We start from the raw sequence: 15,104 nt of genomic DNA, 5'->3' as shown, positions 1-15,104 counted from the left end.
TCGTAGCGGCTGACCGCGGCCAGCTGGCAGCCGTGCGGGCGAAGGAGGCCGCGCGGTTTGCCGCGCTGGCGGGGTAGGCTATACTGAGATGCCGCCGTCGTGAGCGAAACCGGGCTGGACAGGACCAGACGCCCGGAGTTAGCGAGGCTTCACCCATCCTGGCACGGGGATGTCTGCGGAAGCGACGGCGGTTATTTCCCATACAGCAGCTCGCCGACCCGGAAGTCGTCGATACGCCTGTCGTCTGCGTTCATCACGTTGTAGAACAGACTGCCATCCCGGTTGATCCGAAGGATCACGGCGATCTGGCGCTTTCCACGAAACAGGCTGATGAGCCTTGGCCTGATCGCGCCATCGTCATACAAGGTGGCCCACGCCTCGAACGGGCGCATGAGCGTTGGCATGATGAAGTTGGCGTAACGCTCACGCGCATCACGGTCTTTTTCGATCATATGCGCCAAATAATCGCGCACGACCAAAATCATCGACAATGACGGCACCGGAATGTCCGTCTCAATCCATCGTCGCGGCTGCTCGATGGACACGCCCAATGCGCTCGCCATTTGCTCCAGCGCATCCTGCCTGTTGGCGGCCTTCGGCAGTAGCAACGGCGCTTCGCTGCGCAACGATTCGGCAATGTCACGAATGCGCGGGCGCGAAAAATCCTCGAACGTGCGCTGACCTTCCACGGCGCGTATACACCGGGCCGACTTGCCATGCGCTGACGCCGCGCCGCACTCCGGCGTAAAGGCGTTCGCATCCCACGGTCGCCATGCCCCCCCCGGCTGATACCCCCACCCCTTATCGATCCCCGGCGGCTCGCCGGTCTTGGGGTCGATGGCATCCCACCCGGCGGGCGGCTCGGTGTAGTCGGGATTGCCGCCCAGCGCGCGGGCCGTGCGCGGGCCGAAGGCACCGACCACGCGGCAGCGGCACCCCCAGCCATTGGGCGGGTAGTGGCTCTGCCAAAACGGATGATCGGCAGGCAACGTCAGGCCGTTCCACGCCAGATGCTGCGGGCGCGGGTGCAGCACGGCGTCCGAATGGCGGTAAATCCAGTGCGTGAACCCGGCTTCCTTGAGCTGCGCCAGCCGCCCGGCGGCGTAGCTGGTGGCAAGGTTGGTCTCGTAAATCACCCGCGTGCGCCAGGCCAGCCCTTTGCCGCCCTTGTCGGTGGGGTCTGACGGGTCGCGCCGGTCATCCCCGGTGAACCCCACCCAGCCGCGCTTGCGGATGATGTCCAGAAACCGCGCGCGGAAGGCTTGCAGCGTCTCGCCCTCGTGGATGGCCTTGTCCACAGCGGCGGCAAGGTCTGCAAGCAGGTCGGCTTTGCCCGCGCCAGCCACCATGAAGGCGCGGTCGTGCTGGCTTTTCCAGAGGTCGTCCCACTTGGCCGTGGGCACCAGGTTGCCCAGCTTGGCACGGAAGAAGGCCACCTGCTCGGCAAAGGGCCGCCGCAGCACGGCGGCGAGTTTCGGATCAGCGGCGTTGGGCATGGGCGCGCTCCCAGTCGTCGCGGCACTCCACCGAGCACCAGCGCAGAGGCTTTTCGACCGGCTCGCCGCACCACAGGCACGCGCCGGTCGGCTCTGGCCCGGCGGCGCGGCGCAGCGTCAAAAGCCGCGCCATCTCGGCTTCCAGCCGCGCAGCGGTGATGTCGGCTTCATCCACCGGTGGCCTCCTGCTGCACGTCAAATCGCCCGGCTAGGTGCGCGGCGGCCATGCCCATGGCCATCACCTCGGCCAGATCGTCGGTGGGCAGGTCGCCATAGGCCGCGAGCAGCGCATCGCGCAGCGCGGGCAGGCTCTCGGCGCTGTCCACGATTGCCTTGATGCGCGCCATGATGTCCGACCATGCCGGTTCGGTCTCGGCCTCCATCTGGTCGGACATGGCGGTGATGGGCGTGGGGTCGGCCTCGTCCTGCGCGGCGTGCGCGGATTGCATGCGACGGGATGCGGCCTGCGGCGCTGGCGAACCCGCAGTTTCGCCGGGGTTCGCCAATGGGTTCGCCAAGGGTTCGCCAGCCTGCCCCAGCACCGGCTCGCCCGGCGCGGCCTCGGGGATGCCCCACTTCTCCCGTATCCACGCCTGCGGCACCGGCATGCCCAGCGGCACGAGCTTGGCGAGCTGCTCGGCCAGCGCGGCCATGTCCTCCGGTTCTTCCACCATGAGCTGCAGGCGCGGCATCGGCGCGTCGGGCAGGTTGAGGCGCACCAGCGGCGCAATCAGGTCGCGAGTGAGCGTGGCAGCGAGCGCGCGCGCATCCGCGCGCATCAGGTCGGCGCGCACTTCGTCATGCACCTTCGCCTGGGCGAGGCTTCCGCTCGATCCCTGGTCGGTGGTGAGCGTCTGCCCCAGCACGGCCTTGCTGACCTGCCGGTCGAGGTATTCGATCAGGCGCTGGTAGAGGTCGGCGGATGCCGACTTGCTTCCGCTCTCCACAATCTCCAGCGCCATGCCTGCCGGGATGACCGCCCCGGCATCCGAGCCCAGCTCGAACACCGCGCGTTTGAGCACGGCAATGTCCTCGCGCGTGGCCCCCTGCTCATACTTGCCGATGCGGATGGGCTGGCCGTAGAGTTCGGCAAAGGCGGCCCAGTCGCGCAGGGCGTAGGACTTGAACACCCAGGCCCACAGGGCCGAGCGCGCCAGCCCACCAAGCAGCGGAATGCCCGCCACAATGCGCGGGGTGTGGACGATGAATTTATAGGGCGGAAGCTCCGCGCCGTCCGCGCTGCCATCGAAAAGCCGCAGGCTGCGCCCGCTCTCGCGGTCGAAGCGGAACCAGTGCGCCTCGCGCGGCACGATGGCCGCTGGCAGCCACTGCGGGCCGTCGGTGTCCCAGAGAATTTCCGCCACGGCATAGCCCTTGGATAGCGCATCAAGCAGCTGCACCGCAAGCTCCGGCAGGTCGAGCGCCTCCAGCGCCTGCCGCGCCAGATCGGCGGCCTTGCGGGCCGCTCGGCTCTCGTCCGCCGGTTGCACGTCCCACGGCAGGCCAGCCACGGCGAGCTTGCGGGTTTGCAGCACGGCCCGGTAGTGCAGGTCTTTTTCCTCGATGTCGGCGGCGGCGATCAGAAAGTCGTGCGCATCGCCCATGCTGGCGCGGCGCAGCACCTCGGCCACCTGCGCGGGCGTAAGGCTGGCCAGCGGACGCCATGTCCACGCCTGCCGCAGGCCGGTGAGCGCCGGGGCGGCGAATTCGGTCTTGAGCGTAGTCTTGTCCATCAGTAGCCCTCCCACTTGTCGCGCGGCAGGTCGTCCGCGCCCACATCCAGCCCGCCCGCCCAGCGGCGGCGCGCCACGGCTTCATATCCGTAAGCCAGCCGCTCGCCTGCGGCGGCAGAAGCCGCCAGCGCCAGCGCCCAGAAGCGGTCGGCGTGCCCGGCCTCGGTGCGCTCGGCCACCAGACGCGGGGCTCCATTCGGCCCGGCCACCCGCTGCACGCTGTGCAGATCGGCGCGAAGCGCAGCGTTGCCCACCGGCAGGCGCAGCCTGCGGTCTTCCATGCGCTCTTTCAGCGCGGTGGCCATGTCGAGCTTCCTCGCGGGAGAGAACAGCACCCCCTCCACCCGGTAGGCCCCGTGGCGGCGCTGCGCTTCCTGCACCGGCATTTCGCCAAGGCCGGTCTGGTCGAGCGCGGCGCGGATGACGCGGTACTTGCGCATCACCCGGTCAAGCTCGGCCAGCTGCACGGCGAAGCTCTTCGCACGCAATTCGAGCAGCTCGCGCAGCCACAGCACATCGCCCACTTGCTCCAGCACGGCAATCACGGTCAGGTCGCCGCGCGCGGCGAAGTCCATGCCAACATACACCGGTCCGCCCTGGTACTCGCCCGGGCAGGCGGCATCCTCGCAAGCGTCGATCAGCTCATACGGCAGCCAGGCGGTGGCCTCATCGACGAACTGGCACTCGAACTCCTGCGCCCAGGCGATGGGGTCGGCCATGGCGCGGCGCAACTCCTCGATGTTGCGCGGCAGGCCGTCGGCCACGGCGTCGTAGATCGTGACCACATGGCGGGAAAACAGCCCGTCCGGGCTGGTCATGATCTCGTAGAACTTGTCGCCTCTGCCATTCGGCGTGGAAATCACCCTTAGCTTGAGATCAGGCCGGGAGACGACCGGCAGCAGCGCCGTCCAGATCGCGCGATTGTCCTGGTGATGCGCGAACTCGTCGAGGATGAGGTTGTCACTCATGCCGCGCGCGGTGGACGGCTTGCTCGCCACCGCCCGGATGTAGCTGCCCCGGCTGCCGATGCGCACCATGTGCGCGAGTTCGTCGGCAGCGAAGGGCACGTCCATCGCCTCGAACGCCGCGCCGATGGCGCGCAGGTGCAGCTTCACGCCGTTGTCCATGGCATCGAGCGCCCGGTCGCGGGAAACCGACAGAATCGTCCACCGGCTCGCCCGGCCCTCGGCCTCGGCCTCGAGCACGTCGAGCACCGCCTCCAGCGTGGTCGTGAAGGTCTTTCCGGTCTGGCGGCTCCACATCCCGGCCTTGAAGCGGGCGGAGTCGGCCAGATAGCGGCGCTGGTAGGGGTAGAGAATGGGCTGGCTCATTTGCGCTCTAACTCGGCCAGCACCCCTAAGACCCGCTCGATGACGCGGTGCGCCAGCACACTGTAGGCGCGCCGGCCATCAAAATGCTCGCACACGATCTTGCCACGTAGCCCCATGGCGCGCATCGCGCGCGGTGTCGAGACGATGTTCACGTAACTGCCGCCAGATGCGATGACGCACTCTGCATCACGCATCAAGCCGCGTAGCCGGTCGACACTGGCATCACCCCCCATACAACCCCTCCCGGATCGTCCTGAGCGTCTCGGCGTCCAGCGTCTTGCCCGCATTGCGTGCGACGCGCTCCACCTCGTCGAGTTTCGCGCGCACCTCGTCCGCCCAGCGCTTTTGTCCAATGGACGCCCGGCTGGCCTCGGCGATGGCGCGGGCGGCCTGGGAGAGCACCTTGACCTGCTCGGCGGGGTCGGCGGCCTCGGCGGCTGCGGTCACCCGGCTCATGGCGTCGAACAGGGCGCTCTGCACCATGCGCAGCACGGCGGCGGAGTGCTCGTCAGCCTCGTCCGGCGCGACCTGAACAATCAGCCGCGCGGCTTCGGCACTGGCGCGGATGCGATCCATCACCACCTGCACATGGCTTTTGTCGTAGCGGTGCAGGCTGCTCTTGGAAATCTCGTACCCCTGCTCCTTGAGCCACGCCGCCAGCGCCTCATAGCCGCCGTGGGTGCGGTCGGCCAGCAGGCGCTCCAGCTCGGCCTTGAGCGCGGGCGGCAGGGTATCGACCTTGCTGCGGCGGGCCATCATGCCTCCTGCCGGGCCGCCCCAAGGGGGGCATGCGCCCCCTCGGGGGGCAGCGGGCGAATGCGCGCGTGGGGGCTGTGCATGCTCACCACCGCGGCGGCCGGAACACACCAGCCGGGGCCTCGGCGCGGTACTCGACCACGGCCTCGCCTTCGGCGGTGAGTTGCGCCCACCACACCGGGCGCTCGTCATGGATGTCGATCAGCCCGCGCAGCTTGAGGCTGTGCATCTCCGCGCGCAGCTGTGCCTCGGTGGTGCGCAGCATCGCGTCGCGGGCGGCCGACAGCAGCAGGGTTTCCTCTGCGCCATAGGGCCGGGCATGCCACAGCGCGACCAGGATGGTCCAGCGCAGCACCTCGCGCTCGGCGCGCGGGATGTCGATGCTTGCCGCGATGCGGTCGCGTTCACTCATGTTTTCCCTCCCGCAGGATCAGCTCGTAGAGCCGGTCGAGCTTGACATTGATGACGGTGTACTCGCGGATGGCGTCGTCGCGCCGCTGGTAGTGCAGCGGCAGCTCGGCGATCAGCCGCTTGACCTCGGCATCGACGCGCCCGACTTCACGCGCCACGTCGTCGATGCGGGTGAGCTTCTGCTCGATGTCGATCAGCAGCCGCGCGGCAAACCACTTCAGCAAGGCAAACACCCCGCCCAGCACCGCACCGCTGACGGCGACGATGACCGGCCAGCCTTGCAGGAACAGCACATCACCTTCCATGCGTCACCTCGTCCCACTGGCGGATGGCGTCGATGCGGGCGCGGCACTGCTCGTAAAGGCTTGCGGCGTCGAGGATCCACCCGGCAACGTCGGCGTCTGAGCTTTCGGCATGCTCGCCGGGATCGGCGGCAGTGGCGGCAGGGGCTGGAGCAGCGCCGAAGGCGGTCGTGGGCAGACTGAGTCCGAAAGCGGGGGATTGCTGGAGCAGCCCGCGAGCAGTGCCAGACAGGCAAGCGCGGCCCGTGGTAGCAGTCTTGAGATCATGGCGCAGTCTCCGGGTGGTGGCATCGAGCGCGGCGATGCGGGCGTCGCGCTCGGCGATGGCGGCGTCTGCCGCTGCGGCGGCGGCCTCGATGCGGCGGCGCAACTGCTGCGCATCCGCGGCTTCGCGCTGGGCGATGGCCTCGCGCATGGCGGCCACGTCGGCCACGCGGGCGCGGTGCTCCCAGCCGTAGCCGATGGCCGCGCCAACCGCGGCGGCGAGGGCGATGGGCGCGATCCTCGCCAGGATGGGCAGCGGGATCATGGCGTGGCCTCCCCCATGCACATCCGGTACTCGGCCTCGCGGCGCTTGACCAGCCCGGGCAGCACGCGCCCGCCGGCCTTGGTCCACAGCTTGATCGCCTCGCACGCCCCGGCGTAGTCGGGCGGGGTCTGGTGCAGGCGCTTGACGATGGTGGACTTGCAAAACGCCGTCGATCCGATGTTGTAAGCAAGGCTTACAAGTGCGTCCCACTCGTGCTGGTAGAGCGGCACGTCGCCGATGCAGGCCGCAATCTCGCGCCCGGTGCGGTTGGCGTCGCGCGCGAGCATGACGACGGCGCGCTGCGGTGTGACGGTATCGCCGGGTTTGACCGGCGTGCCGTCTTCCTTGCGGGTGGAGCCAAAGCCCACGGTCTGCACGCCCACGCCGTCGTCGTAGGCGCGGCTGGAATAGCCCTCGTGCAGCGCAATGCTGCCCAACGCGATGGCGGATGCAATCAGCAGCGTGGCGGGCAGACGGGGCGGTTTCATCCCCGCCATGATCGTCCGCGCGCGCGCTGCCGTGCAGCACGATGCGGTTCAGACAGTGGCTAAAACAACGCCGCCTGCGCAGGCGGCGTCTCCTCTGCCCGCCCCAGAATGTCATACACCCAGCGCTCGGTGAGCCGGTATCGCCGGGCGATGTCCTGCACCCGCTCGCCTGCGTCGTAGGCGGCGCGGATGGCTGCGTCGCGCGCGGCGCGGGCTGCGCCGTCGCACTTGGGCACGTAGAGGATGGTGCCGCCGTAGCGCCAGGCTAGCGCCTGCTGCGCGGGCAGGGGCAGGTCGCACAGCGGCCCGCTCATCGGCGGGTTCTTGGGGATGCGCAGCGCCAGCCCGCCGCAGGTGGAGATGAGCGCGGCCAGCGCCTCGCGGCCAATCAACGATTCGAGCTCGGCGGTGTCAGCCAGCGCCATGCGCCACCTCTTGCGCATCGGCGGCCAGGTCGGTACGGCGGTACTCGAAACGGTCTTTGCCAACGCGGCGGCATTCCACTGGGATGCCATTGGCCCGCAGCTCGGCTACGCAGGAGTTGACGGCGCACACGCCCGCGCCGACGATGATGTCCAGCGTCGAATACCAGCGCCCGTCGGAGAGCAGTTCGGCCACGCGTTGCAGGCGCGGCGAGTTGTCCAGTCGTGCGGCACGCATTGCGGCTCCTTGCCCGGCGCGCGCGGCCACGCGCAGCCCTTGCCGCCCTCGATATGCTCTGGCATGGCAGCGCGCCATGCCAGAACCCCATCATGATAAAAGCTTCTCGCGCAATTGGCGAAGCATATCGAGCGCCAGCGCGCGCTGCGCCGCGCTCATCGGCGGCGGCGGAAGCTTTGGCTGCCTGGGCCGCTCGGGCAGGTGCGCCCAGATGTCCGCCGGCGCGGGCCAACGCTGCACATGCGCGGCCAGGCTGCGGAACGCCGCCCGGATGCGCGGTGCATCCAGCGCCTCGTCCCACGCCCCGCCGCGCACCAGCAGGGCGTCTGCCCATGCCAGCGCCATCGCTTCCACCGCGTCCGCCGGCGGGCAGCCGTCAAGCCGCAGCACCAGCAGGCGCTGAATGCCGCCTGCCACCTCGGCCAGCAGCCAGCCAGGTACAGACTCACTCATGCCCGGCCTCCCCACGCGCGCGGCGCTTGAGCGCCTCCAGCCGCATCACGCCGTCCACTGTTGCCGAATGGGCCTTTGCCTGCACCCTGGTCGCCGCGCTGCGCTGCGGCTGCGCATCGACGCAGAGCGCGCCTGCCGTCTGCGGCATGCCTTCGAGCACGCGCTTCAAGTAGTTGTGCCCGGTGAGAGGCCGCACATCGCCCGCATCGCGCTTGACGCGCAGCTGCTCCACCGTCTGCGACAGCGCCGCAGCCAGCCGCTGCGCATCAGCCTCCAGCGCAAGCACTTCGCGCGCAATGCGCACCGCCCGCTCCCACGCCAGCGCGCGGCTGGCCGAGCGCCACAGACCCAGATACGCCACCAGCGGGCGGCCCAGCGTCGCATCCAATGCGGACAGAATCGCCATCATCTCGCGCGCGGCCTCGTCCTCGGCCCAGGCTTCGAGGGCAGCCTCCGCGTGGCACACCGGGCAGCGCAGCCGCATCAGGCCACCTCCTGCCCGGCATGGCGCTGGCGCTGCGCCAGCCACCGGCGCAGCCCGCTGATGACGGCAGTGGCCTGGCCGCGGGTGATGAAGCGCACATCGTCTGCCGCGCAGGTGCGCCGCACAAAGCCGCGCAGCGCGCCGTCGTCCAGCCCGCTCCAGCCAATGCGCAGCGCCAGCCGCTCGATCTCGGCGAGCTGCGCCTCGGTGGGCCGCCCCCAGCCGCTGCCACCCTTGGGCGGCGGGGCCGGGATGCCAATCTCCGCCCCGCGGCGCTTGAGTTCCCAGCACCAGCCGATCAGTTGGCTGTCGCTGTAGTCGGCAAGGCTCGCCTTGCCGCAAAACGCCATCTGCGCGGCGCGGCGGGTGTCTTCGTCCATGCCCAGCTGCGCGGCGGCCTTGTGCGCCAGCCCCAGCAGCACGCGGCGGCGGGTTTTTGCGTCCATCGTCGTCTCATCTATCGAGTGACCCTGTGCATGCCCACGCGCGCGCATGGGCATGGGCCGGGTTACTCGTCGTTCTGCTGGCGGCGCAGCGCCATCGCGTCGGCCAGCGCGATCGCGCACTCGTCATAGTCCTCTGTCCTGCGTACGTCTGGAGGCGCGTAGCACATCATCTTCGCCAGCGCGGCGATGAGCCGCTGCACGATGAGCGCATCCTCGCAGTCGGCCATGCCGCGCTCGATCCGCTCGACCAGGCCCGTCATTTCTCCGCCCTCCAGGTCACGCTAGCAGACTTGCCCACCGTCAGGCACGCGCCGATGGCCGGTTGCAGCGGCTCGTCGCCGTCGCATGCCATGTCGATCAGCCGCTGCTCTGGCTTGTAGGCCACCTCGACCTTGACCAGATCGCCAAATCGATCCCCCAGCACCGCCTTCAGGCGCTCGGCGTCCTTGATCTTCACCGCCTCGCGCTCGGTGATGCTGGCGCGGCACACCCCGCGCACGATCAGGCTCGCGCCCGCCCCGTGCGCCTCGATCAGCTGCGCGTTGATCGCCTTGATCTGCGCATCGAGCTCGTCGATCTGCTTCTTGAGCTCCCAGCCCTGCATCACCAGCCGGATGGTCGCGGCATCTAGCGCCGTGATTTCACCGCCGTCTCGGTCGATTTTTTCTCCTGCCGGCACCGCCACTGCCTTCACCTTCGATTCTTCCTTCTTCGCTTCTGCTTTTGCCATTTTTCACACTCCTGATTGCCAGCCGCGCGGCCACGCGGCACTTGCCCTGCTGGTTCACACTTCCCTTTGTGGATTCGTGCTATGGTTTACCGATGGACGACAAAGAAGTCAGGCAGCGTCTCGCTTTACTTGAAAGCCGCATGGCCGTACTCGAGTTCGCCATCGACGAACTCATGAAGGACATTTCCGCCTGCGAGACGAAAAGCGCTCAAGAGCCCAAGGTAGCGCTGCTCTATGCGCTGCTCAATCGATCGAAGGATCTCGACCGGGAAGTCGAATTCCTCGCGTCGCATGGACGCAAGCATCATGGCCACGAGGCCAAGCTGCGCCTCCAGGCCGTTGACCGCCTCAGACAGGATTTGAGTTTTGACCGCGAACTCGCGCACGTCACCGCGCGCAAGATGGACGAGATACTCAACGTTTCGAATCGCCACGACACACCTCCAAAGAAAGATTCCTGACCACCCGCCGCGCGGCCACGCGGCACCTGCCCTGCTTAAATATCGGCCAGCCTGCACCCAGTGCAGTCCTGCCGTTCACACTCCATGCACACCTGCCGCAACACCGCGTCGCGGTCGGCCCCGCGCACCGCATCCACCAGCCGCACAAGCGCCGCGTAGCGCTCGGGCAGGTCGGATCCGGGCCGGTCGTACTTGCCGTTTTTCACCATCGAGGCCGCAGCCTTGGAGCAGCCCAGCACCAGCGCCACGTCCTCAAGCCGCATGGCCGTCTCTCCCTACCACGCGCCGGTTGGCGCTCCACTTCAGGGCCAGCTCCAGCACCGCAGAGGTGAGGTTTTGCATCTGGTTGGCCGCCATGATCCGGCGGCACTCCTCGGCCAGTTCCACCGCCTCGCGGTAGTTGCCTTTTCGGCAGCCCATCCAGAAGGCGTTGATCAGTTCCTTGTCCGCTACATCGCCAAAGGCCGGGCGCAGCACATGCGCATAGGTCTCGGCGCGGTCGAGGTGCCGCGTGCTCATGCGCTTGGCCCCGATGCGGCTGCCCAGTTGCAGCAGCAGTTCGCGCGTGCGGCTGGCGGCAAACTGCCGCTCGTAGAGTTCGGTTCCGATGAGAAGCACCGCAAACCCGCGCTCATCGGCTAGAAACCGCAGCGCTTCCAGCGGCCTCCAACCCAGCTTGTTCGCCTCATCCACCACGATCAGCCGCCGCGTATCGCCTTCCGGCGCAGCCAGCAGCCTATCCACCGCCCCCGGCCCCTCGATGCCCGCAGCCTGCGCCACGGCGCGCAGCAGTTGATGCCGCGTCATGCCGTCAAAGGCCACGATGCGCGCCGCCCGGTACGCCTCGCACACCGCGCGCCCGGCCATGCTCTTGCCCGTGCCCGCAGGCCCCACGATTTCGCCGATGGCGTTGTCGCTGCCCATCACCACCTCGGCGAGCTTGATCGCCTCGGTCACTGCCTTGGTTTTTCTAATCTCACGTGCCATAATGCTCGTGCTTCCTTTCACGTTTGCCTTGCCTCACACACCCGGCCTGCCGCGCCTACGGCGGGCCGGAACCATCTTCACAGCCCCATCGCCCGCGCCATCGCGGTATCCGGGTCGTCGTCCACGCCCAGCCGGTTGAGCTGCTCGGCGCTCTTGCGCGCCTCAAGCCGCCGGTTGATCTCCTCGATCTGCCGCTGCCGCGCAGCGCGCATGCCCTCGTGCAGTTGCAGCACTTCGGCAGACGGCTCCACCCACTGTGCCGCCGCCTCGGCCTGGGCGAGCGTCGCATCCAATCCGAGCAGCTCGGCCCGCGTGCCCGCCAGCCGCGCCTCATCCAGCGGCCCGCCCGCTTCCTTGATGCGCTCGGCGAGCAAGACTTTCAGCGCCTGCCGCCTGCGCCCGGCCTCACGCGCCCCGGCCGGGTCGGTGATGTCGTAAACCCGCTCCGGCTCCACCCAGCCGAGAATGCGCTGGCCGCGCACATCGAGGATGTACGCCCCTTCCTCGCCCAGGATGCGCGGCACCGCCACCAGCACCCGCCCCTCGATCGCCATCAGGCAGTCGCCCGAGTAGGTCACGCCGTCCACGCTCACCGTGCCGCGGTTCACCCGCCGCGCCTCGTAGTCGGCAAACGCCAGCGCCAGCGTGATGCGGTCAATCTTCCACGGCTTCCAGCCGCTCTCCATCGCCAGCGTGAGCTTTTGCTGCGGACTCATGCCGCCCATGTGCTCCGCCCCCGGCTGCGGCGTGACGTGATAGTCCGCAAGCGTGCGGTTCAGCCAGTCCTTCACCGCCTCGAACCGCGCGGGCTGCACGCCTTTCCCGAGTGTGGCCACCTTCTTGGTGATGCGGTTTCCGCCCACATAGCCAAACCACCAGCCCAGCCAGTCGGTGAGATTCCCAAACAGCCCCTCGATGCGCTTGGCGCGGGGCCGGAAAGGAATGCTGCGCACCACCTGATGCTCTTGCGGCGTGGTCGCGGCTTCTGACGCGCCGAACTGCTCCCCGGTAAACTCCGCCAGCCGCTTGCACGCCACCAGCATTTCATCCCACTGGTACTCCGAACCGTTGTCCAGATACAGCCTGCGCGGCGCACCAAACGGCGCTTTCTCGCACATGCGCGCATAGCTTGCCGCCACATGCTCGCGCCGGATACCCTGGCCCTTGTCCAGCAGCACCGCGTCCACCCACAGCCAGTTCGTCGCCACATCGTGCCAGGCAATCAGCCGCGCATACGCCGTGCTGCCGTCGTCTCTCAACACCGGAATGTCCAGCGGCGTGATGTCCCCGCACACCAGATCGCCCGGCCACTTCGCCGCCGCCGTGCGCCGCACCGGCGTCAGATGCTTGTCATAAATGGCCTTGCCGTCGCGCAAGCTCTTGCCCGCCACACGGAAATGCACCCCCTCGGCAGCCACATACCGGCGCGGGCACGGCACCGACAGCAACCCCGCGCACACCGCGCGCGGCGCGCCCGCCTCCATCAGATCGCGCGCCACCTTCGCCGTGGCCTTCAGCCAGCACTGCCGCTCACTCGGCGCGCCGCCCACCCAGGCCATGCGCACCGCATCGCGCACTCGCGCCGCCAGCCCCGGCACATCATCACCCGCCCACGCGGCGGCAGCCTCCTGTGCCCAGGCCAGCCACGGCCCGGAAATCAAAACCCGCGCCTGCCCCCGGTCGCTGCGCTGCCCCAGCCGCGCAAGGCGGATCACCCCGTCCTTGCCGCTGGCCATCTGCGCCAGCCGGTACACCTGCGCCACGCTCTTATTAAGAGTGCGCGCAATCTCCTCCGCCATCGCCCGCCGTCCCTTGTGGCGCTCCGGCAGGTCGATCAAGGGTTTCAGCAGGGCATACAGCGCTCGCGCCCGCTCCACCCGCGCAAAATCATCATCCCGCACCCCCGCGCTGACGATCTGGCCGATCAAGACGGAATCCGCGTCGGTTTCAGCCGGTTTTGGCAAGTTTTGGCCGGTTTTGGCCGGTTTTGGCAGGTTCTGGCCGGGTTTGACCGGCACCGGCAACCCACCCCCGCTGGTGAGCCCACCCGCACCGGTGGCCGCCGGGCTGGTATCGGCAGGGTGAGGGCACCCCCCCGCCGGGATAGGCTCGCCGCCGAGGGCGGGGAGGGGAGCTACATTTGGCGTAGCAACAGCTACTTTTGGCGTAGCGGGCAAACTGTTCATCCGGTCTCCTTCGGTCTGCTGCGCGGCATGCCGCGCGTAGTAATCCCGCTGCGCCTCGATCGGCAGGCTCTCGAGCAGTATCTCGATGCCTTTACCTCGCAACCTGTTGCGAATCGTGGCGAAATTTTTTTCAGCCCAGGTTCGCACACGACGATCTGTCGTCGGCATGCCAGCCAGCCGCATCTCGGCGATCTGCTGCGGGGTCAGCCAGGTCTGCATCACAGCACCTCGTAGAGTCTCACGGCCAGCCGCGCGGCCCCGTTGGCGCTGGAGTCAATCTTGAGCGCCAGAGAGATGCACTGCTCTAGGCGGCCCGTATCGACGTGCGCTTGCGCCGCCTCAGGCTGCGACGCCACGAACCACGCCCACCCGCCGCGCACAGGCCGCTTCTCGCAGGCCTTCCCTTCGCGCAGCGCTTGTGCCAGAGCCGTTTTCTTGCACACGCCAAGCGCTTTCGCGTAGTCACGCAGCCTGATCATCTTTCGCCTCCAGCGTCTCCCGCAGCATCTTCATCACCTGCCGCGCGATGCCTCCGTGCGGCTCGCGGTCGGCGCGGTTCGCCCAGTCATAGATCACCCGTCGCGCCGTCACCGGCTTGACGCCGTGGGCATTCGCCCACTCATTGATCGACCGGTACCCTGCCAGCGCCAGCTTGCCGCGCACGGCGGTGGCATCACCTAAAGGTTTCCGCTCTCGTTCCATAGTGCTATCCTCGTAACTGTTTGCGATAGTCTAACACAAGAGGTTGCGATGTCAACAACAAGTTGCGAAACATTTTGCATGTCCGATTCGCGTCCGATTCGCGTCCGATTTATGTCCGATTCGCGCGTCCGATGTCCGATTCTCATGTCCGATTCGTGAGGTGTTGTTCATGGAATCGGACACGCTCGCATCCAGGCTCCGTGAGTGCATCGGTGACGACACCGTGTCCGCGTTCGCTCGAAAAGTCGGACTTCCAGAGGCAACGATCAGGTCTTACCTTGAGGGGAAAAAGCCTGTCTACGACAAGCTGTCGCGCATCGCCGACGCCGCAGGCGTCTCGCTGGACTGGCTGGCCACCGGGCGCGGCCAGAAAGAGCGTAAACCCGCGCCGGAAAACGACTTTTCCGCCGTCCCATACGCTCGCCGCCTCGAAAAAATCGGCCTCCTGCTGGCCGATATGACCGAACAGGAGGCCGAGGCCTTCCTCGATGATGTTTTCGCGCGCGCTCGCTCGGCGGCAGAAGCGTCCGAGCTGCGCCGGGCGCTAGCCGACCTCCGCGCCGAAGTCGAGCGCCTCAAAAAACCCGCCTGATCCCCCCGTCAGCGCGTGCATTTCGTCGCACGCAATCCGCGCACACGCCCCGCCTTGTGGACAACCCAACGAACCCATTGATTTACCGAAATTTCCCGCCCCATCCCGCCCCTTCCCGCGACCTTCCGTCTCATCTACCTTGTCGCATCCAATCTTTTCATCCCTATCGGCCGCTTCGGCAACGACGTCATCATCGCCGGCCGGGGGGATGACCGCCTGTATGGCGCCTATACCGACCCCGCCTGGTGGTTAGGCAGTGGCGGCGGCGAGGGTTACGGAGGTGGTGAGGGCGGCTTTAGCGCCGTCTTTGCCGACGACGACGAACTCCACGGCGGCGCGGGCGACGACCGGCTGGAC

The 15,104-nt window shown here is 67.9% G+C and carries 24 protein-coding genes; 2 read left to right on the top strand and 22 right to left on the bottom strand.

Annotation, left to right across the window (positions count from 1 at the left end):
• Positions 1–191 precede the first annotated feature (191 nt).
• The 17 genes from V6E02_RS06100 to V6E02_RS06020 form a co-directional block, all read right to left on the bottom strand.
• Positions 192–1,496 carry a PBECR2 nuclease fold domain-containing protein gene (locus V6E02_RS06100; protein ID WP_347307890.1) on the bottom strand — a complete coding sequence of 435 codons (1,305 nt, stop codon included), beginning with the start codon at positions 1,494–1,496 and terminating at the stop codon, positions 192–194.
• Positions 1,480–1,671, bottom strand: a complete 192-nt coding sequence (locus V6E02_RS06095) for a hypothetical protein (protein ID WP_347307889.1) — start codon at positions 1,669–1,671, stop codon at positions 1,480–1,482. Before V6E02_RS06095 ends, V6E02_RS06100 begins: the two co-directional genes overlap by 17 nt.
• Positions 1,664–3,229, bottom strand: coding sequence for a DUF935 domain-containing protein (locus tag V6E02_RS06090; protein WP_347307888.1), 1,566 nt, complete (start codon positions 3,227–3,229; stop codon positions 1,664–1,666). Before V6E02_RS06090 ends, V6E02_RS06095 begins: the two co-directional genes overlap by 8 nt.
• Positions 3,229–4,560, bottom strand: coding sequence for a phage terminase large subunit family protein (locus V6E02_RS06085; protein WP_347307887.1), 1,332 nt, complete (start codon positions 4,558–4,560; stop codon positions 3,229–3,231). Before V6E02_RS06085 ends, V6E02_RS06090 begins: the two co-directional genes overlap by 1 nt.
• Positions 4,557–4,754: a hypothetical protein gene (locus V6E02_RS06080; protein WP_347307886.1), complete on the bottom strand. Its 198-nt coding sequence runs from the start codon at positions 4,752–4,754 to the stop codon at positions 4,557–4,559. The genes V6E02_RS06085 and V6E02_RS06080 overlap by 4 nt, the downstream gene beginning before the upstream one ends.
• A gap of 28 nt (positions 4,755–4,782) precedes the next feature.
• Positions 4,783–5,319, bottom strand: coding sequence for a DUF3486 family protein (locus V6E02_RS06075; RefSeq protein ID WP_347307885.1), 537 nt, complete (start codon positions 5,317–5,319; stop codon positions 4,783–4,785).
• Between the two features lie 82 nt (positions 5,320–5,401).
• The gene (locus tag V6E02_RS06070) at positions 5,402–5,728 is read right to left on the bottom strand and encodes a cytoplasmic protein (RefSeq protein WP_347307884.1); all 327 of its coding nucleotides are present in this window, start codon (positions 5,726–5,728) and stop codon (positions 5,402–5,404) included.
• Positions 5,721–6,032: a hypothetical protein gene (locus tag V6E02_RS06065; protein WP_347307883.1), complete on the bottom strand. Its 312-nt coding sequence runs from the start codon at positions 6,030–6,032 to the stop codon at positions 5,721–5,723. The genes V6E02_RS06070 and V6E02_RS06065 overlap by 8 nt, the downstream gene beginning before the upstream one ends.
• Positions 6,022–6,558, bottom strand: a complete 537-nt coding sequence (locus tag V6E02_RS06060; RefSeq protein WP_347307882.1) for a hypothetical protein — start codon at positions 6,556–6,558, stop codon at positions 6,022–6,024. Before V6E02_RS06060 ends, V6E02_RS06065 begins: the two co-directional genes overlap by 11 nt.
• Positions 6,555–7,046 (bottom strand): lysozyme, encoded by a 492-nt coding sequence (locus V6E02_RS06055; protein ID WP_347307881.1) that lies wholly within the window; start codon positions 7,044–7,046, stop codon positions 6,555–6,557. The genes V6E02_RS06060 and V6E02_RS06055 overlap by 4 nt, the downstream gene beginning before the upstream one ends.
• Positions 7,047–7,105: 59 nt before the next feature.
• On the bottom strand, positions 7,106–7,471 hold the full coding sequence (locus tag V6E02_RS06050; RefSeq protein WP_347307880.1) for a Mor transcription activator family protein: 366 nt from the start codon (positions 7,469–7,471) through the stop codon (positions 7,106–7,108).
• Positions 7,458–7,706, bottom strand: a complete 249-nt coding sequence (locus V6E02_RS06045) for a hypothetical protein (protein WP_347307879.1) — start codon at positions 7,704–7,706, stop codon at positions 7,458–7,460. The genes V6E02_RS06050 and V6E02_RS06045 overlap by 14 nt, the downstream gene beginning before the upstream one ends.
• Positions 7,707–7,796: 90 nt before the next feature.
• Positions 7,797–8,159, bottom strand: a complete 363-nt coding sequence (locus tag V6E02_RS06040; RefSeq protein ID WP_347307878.1) for a hypothetical protein — start codon at positions 8,157–8,159, stop codon at positions 7,797–7,799.
• Positions 8,152–8,643, bottom strand: coding sequence for a hypothetical protein (locus V6E02_RS06035; RefSeq protein ID WP_347307877.1), 492 nt, complete (start codon positions 8,641–8,643; stop codon positions 8,152–8,154). Before V6E02_RS06035 ends, V6E02_RS06040 begins: the two co-directional genes overlap by 8 nt.
• Complete coding sequence (locus V6E02_RS06030; RefSeq protein ID WP_347307876.1) at positions 8,643–9,089, bottom strand: phage protein GemA/Gp16 family protein; 447 nt, start codon at positions 9,087–9,089, stop codon at positions 8,643–8,645. Before V6E02_RS06030 ends, V6E02_RS06035 begins: the two co-directional genes overlap by 1 nt.
• A gap of 62 nt (positions 9,090–9,151) precedes the next feature.
• Complete coding sequence (locus V6E02_RS06025) at positions 9,152–9,349, bottom strand: hypothetical protein (protein WP_347307875.1); 198 nt, start codon at positions 9,347–9,349, stop codon at positions 9,152–9,154.
• Positions 9,346–9,819, bottom strand: a complete 474-nt coding sequence (locus V6E02_RS06020; protein WP_347307874.1) for a hypothetical protein — start codon at positions 9,817–9,819, stop codon at positions 9,346–9,348. The genes V6E02_RS06025 and V6E02_RS06020 overlap by 4 nt, the downstream gene beginning before the upstream one ends.
• A gap of 92 nt (positions 9,820–9,911) precedes the next feature.
• On the opposite strand from V6E02_RS06020, the gene V6E02_RS06015 reads away from it, so the two are divergent.
• Complete coding sequence (locus tag V6E02_RS06015) at positions 9,912–10,280, top strand: hypothetical protein (protein WP_347307873.1); 369 nt, start codon at positions 9,912–9,914, stop codon at positions 10,278–10,280.
• A 35-nt stretch (positions 10,281–10,315) separates the two neighbouring features.
• Here V6E02_RS06015 and V6E02_RS06010 read toward each other — a convergent pair whose 3' ends face one another.
• From V6E02_RS06010 to V6E02_RS05990, 5 genes are all read right to left on the bottom strand, one after another.
• Positions 10,316–10,543 carry a hypothetical protein gene (locus V6E02_RS06010; RefSeq protein WP_347307872.1) on the bottom strand — a complete coding sequence of 76 codons (228 nt, stop codon included), beginning with the start codon at positions 10,541–10,543 and terminating at the stop codon, positions 10,316–10,318.
• Positions 10,533–11,267, bottom strand: a complete 735-nt coding sequence (locus V6E02_RS06005; RefSeq protein ID WP_347307871.1) for an AAA family ATPase — start codon at positions 11,265–11,267, stop codon at positions 10,533–10,535. The genes V6E02_RS06010 and V6E02_RS06005 overlap by 11 nt, the downstream gene beginning before the upstream one ends.
• A 77-nt stretch (positions 11,268–11,344) precedes the next feature.
• Positions 11,345–13,672 (bottom strand): integrase catalytic domain-containing protein, encoded by a 2,328-nt coding sequence (locus tag V6E02_RS06000; RefSeq protein ID WP_347307870.1) that lies wholly within the window; start codon positions 13,670–13,672, stop codon positions 11,345–11,347.
• Positions 13,672–13,932, bottom strand: coding sequence for a hypothetical protein (locus tag V6E02_RS05995; RefSeq protein ID WP_347307869.1), 261 nt, complete (start codon positions 13,930–13,932; stop codon positions 13,672–13,674). The genes V6E02_RS06000 and V6E02_RS05995 overlap by 1 nt, the downstream gene beginning before the upstream one ends.
• Positions 13,916–14,155, bottom strand: a complete 240-nt coding sequence (locus V6E02_RS05990; protein ID WP_347307868.1) for a hypothetical protein — start codon at positions 14,153–14,155, stop codon at positions 13,916–13,918. The genes V6E02_RS05995 and V6E02_RS05990 overlap by 17 nt, the downstream gene beginning before the upstream one ends.
• Before the next feature lie 169 nt (positions 14,156–14,324).
• Here V6E02_RS05990 and V6E02_RS05985 point away from each other — a divergent pair, with 169 nt between their 5' ends.
• Positions 14,325–14,747 carry a helix-turn-helix domain-containing protein gene (locus V6E02_RS05985; protein WP_347307867.1) on the top strand — a complete coding sequence of 141 codons (423 nt, stop codon included), beginning with the start codon at positions 14,325–14,327 and terminating at the stop codon, positions 14,745–14,747.
• The last annotated feature ends 357 nt before the right edge of the window (positions 14,748–15,104 follow it).

The sequence above is a fragment of the Thiobacter sp. AK1 genome (assembly GCF_039822265.1).
In the GTDB taxonomy this organism is placed as follows: Bacteria; Pseudomonadota; Gammaproteobacteria; order Burkholderiales; family Thiobacteraceae; genus Thiobacter; species Thiobacter aerophilum.
The sequence above is the reverse complement of the archived record's forward strand: the minus strand, read 5'-3'. Positions and strand labels throughout refer to the sequence as shown.

Excerpts from the sequence above, each read along its gene's own strand:
- V6E02_RS06015 (WP_347307873.1), top strand. The coding sequence starts at position 9,912 with ATGGACGACAAAGAAGTCAGGCAGCGTCTCGCTTTACTTGAAAGCCGC.
- V6E02_RS06005 (WP_347307871.1), bottom strand. The coding sequence starts at position 11,267 with ATGGCACGTGAGATTAGAAAAACCAAGGCAGTGACCGAGGCGATCAAG.
- V6E02_RS06085 (WP_347307887.1), bottom strand. The coding sequence starts at position 4,560 with ATGAGCCAGCCCATTCTCTACCCCTACCAGCGCCGCTATCTGGCCGAC.
- V6E02_RS06100 (WP_347307890.1), bottom strand. The coding sequence starts at position 1,496 with ATGCCCAACGCCGCTGATCCGAAACTCGCCGCCGTGCTGCGGCGGCCC.
- V6E02_RS06075 (WP_347307885.1), bottom strand. The coding sequence starts at position 5,319 with ATGATGGCCCGCCGCAGCAAGGTCGATACCCTGCCGCCCGCGCTCAAG.
- V6E02_RS05995 (WP_347307869.1), bottom strand. The coding sequence starts at position 13,932 with ATGATCAGGCTGCGTGACTACGCGAAAGCGCTTGGCGTGTGCAAGAAA.
- V6E02_RS06080 (WP_347307886.1), bottom strand. The coding sequence starts at position 4,754 with ATGCGTGATGCAGAGTGCGTCATCGCATCTGGCGGCAGTTACGTGAAC.
- V6E02_RS06020 (WP_347307874.1), bottom strand. The coding sequence starts at position 9,819 with ATGGCAAAAGCAGAAGCGAAGAAGGAAGAATCGAAGGTGAAGGCAGTG.
- V6E02_RS06090 (WP_347307888.1), bottom strand. The coding sequence starts at position 3,229 with ATGGACAAGACTACGCTCAAGACCGAATTCGCCGCCCCGGCGCTCACC.
- V6E02_RS06070 (WP_347307884.1), bottom strand. The coding sequence starts at position 5,728 with ATGAGTGAACGCGACCGCATCGCGGCAAGCATCGACATCCCGCGCGCC.
- V6E02_RS05985 (WP_347307867.1), top strand. The coding sequence starts at position 14,325 with ATGGAATCGGACACGCTCGCATCCAGGCTCCGTGAGTGCATCGGTGAC.
- V6E02_RS06050 (WP_347307880.1), bottom strand. The coding sequence starts at position 7,471 with ATGGCGCTGGCTGACACCGCCGAGCTCGAATCGTTGATTGGCCGCGAG.
- V6E02_RS06045 (WP_347307879.1), bottom strand. The coding sequence starts at position 7,706 with ATGCGTGCCGCACGACTGGACAACTCGCCGCGCCTGCAACGCGTGGCC.
- V6E02_RS06030 (WP_347307876.1), bottom strand. The coding sequence starts at position 9,089 with ATGGACGCAAAAACCCGCCGCCGCGTGCTGCTGGGGCTGGCGCACAAG.
- V6E02_RS06060 (WP_347307882.1), bottom strand. The coding sequence starts at position 6,558 with ATGATCCCGCTGCCCATCCTGGCGAGGATCGCGCCCATCGCCCTCGCC.
- V6E02_RS06040 (WP_347307878.1), bottom strand. The coding sequence starts at position 8,159 with ATGAGTGAGTCTGTACCTGGCTGGCTGCTGGCCGAGGTGGCAGGCGGC.
- V6E02_RS06025 (WP_347307875.1), bottom strand. The coding sequence starts at position 9,349 with ATGACGGGCCTGGTCGAGCGGATCGAGCGCGGCATGGCCGACTGCGAG.
- V6E02_RS06010 (WP_347307872.1), bottom strand. The coding sequence starts at position 10,543 with ATGCGGCTTGAGGACGTGGCGCTGGTGCTGGGCTGCTCCAAGGCTGCG.
- V6E02_RS06035 (WP_347307877.1), bottom strand. The coding sequence starts at position 8,643 with ATGCGGCTGCGCTGCCCGGTGTGCCACGCGGAGGCTGCCCTCGAAGCC.
- V6E02_RS06065 (WP_347307883.1), bottom strand. The coding sequence starts at position 6,032 with ATGGAAGGTGATGTGCTGTTCCTGCAAGGCTGGCCGGTCATCGTCGCC.
- V6E02_RS06000 (WP_347307870.1), bottom strand. The coding sequence starts at position 13,672 with ATGCAGACCTGGCTGACCCCGCAGCAGATCGCCGAGATGCGGCTGGCT.
- V6E02_RS05990 (WP_347307868.1), bottom strand. The coding sequence starts at position 14,155 with ATGGAACGAGAGCGGAAACCTTTAGGTGATGCCACCGCCGTGCGCGGC.
- V6E02_RS06055 (WP_347307881.1), bottom strand. The coding sequence starts at position 7,046 with ATGAAACCGCCCCGTCTGCCCGCCACGCTGCTGATTGCATCCGCCATC.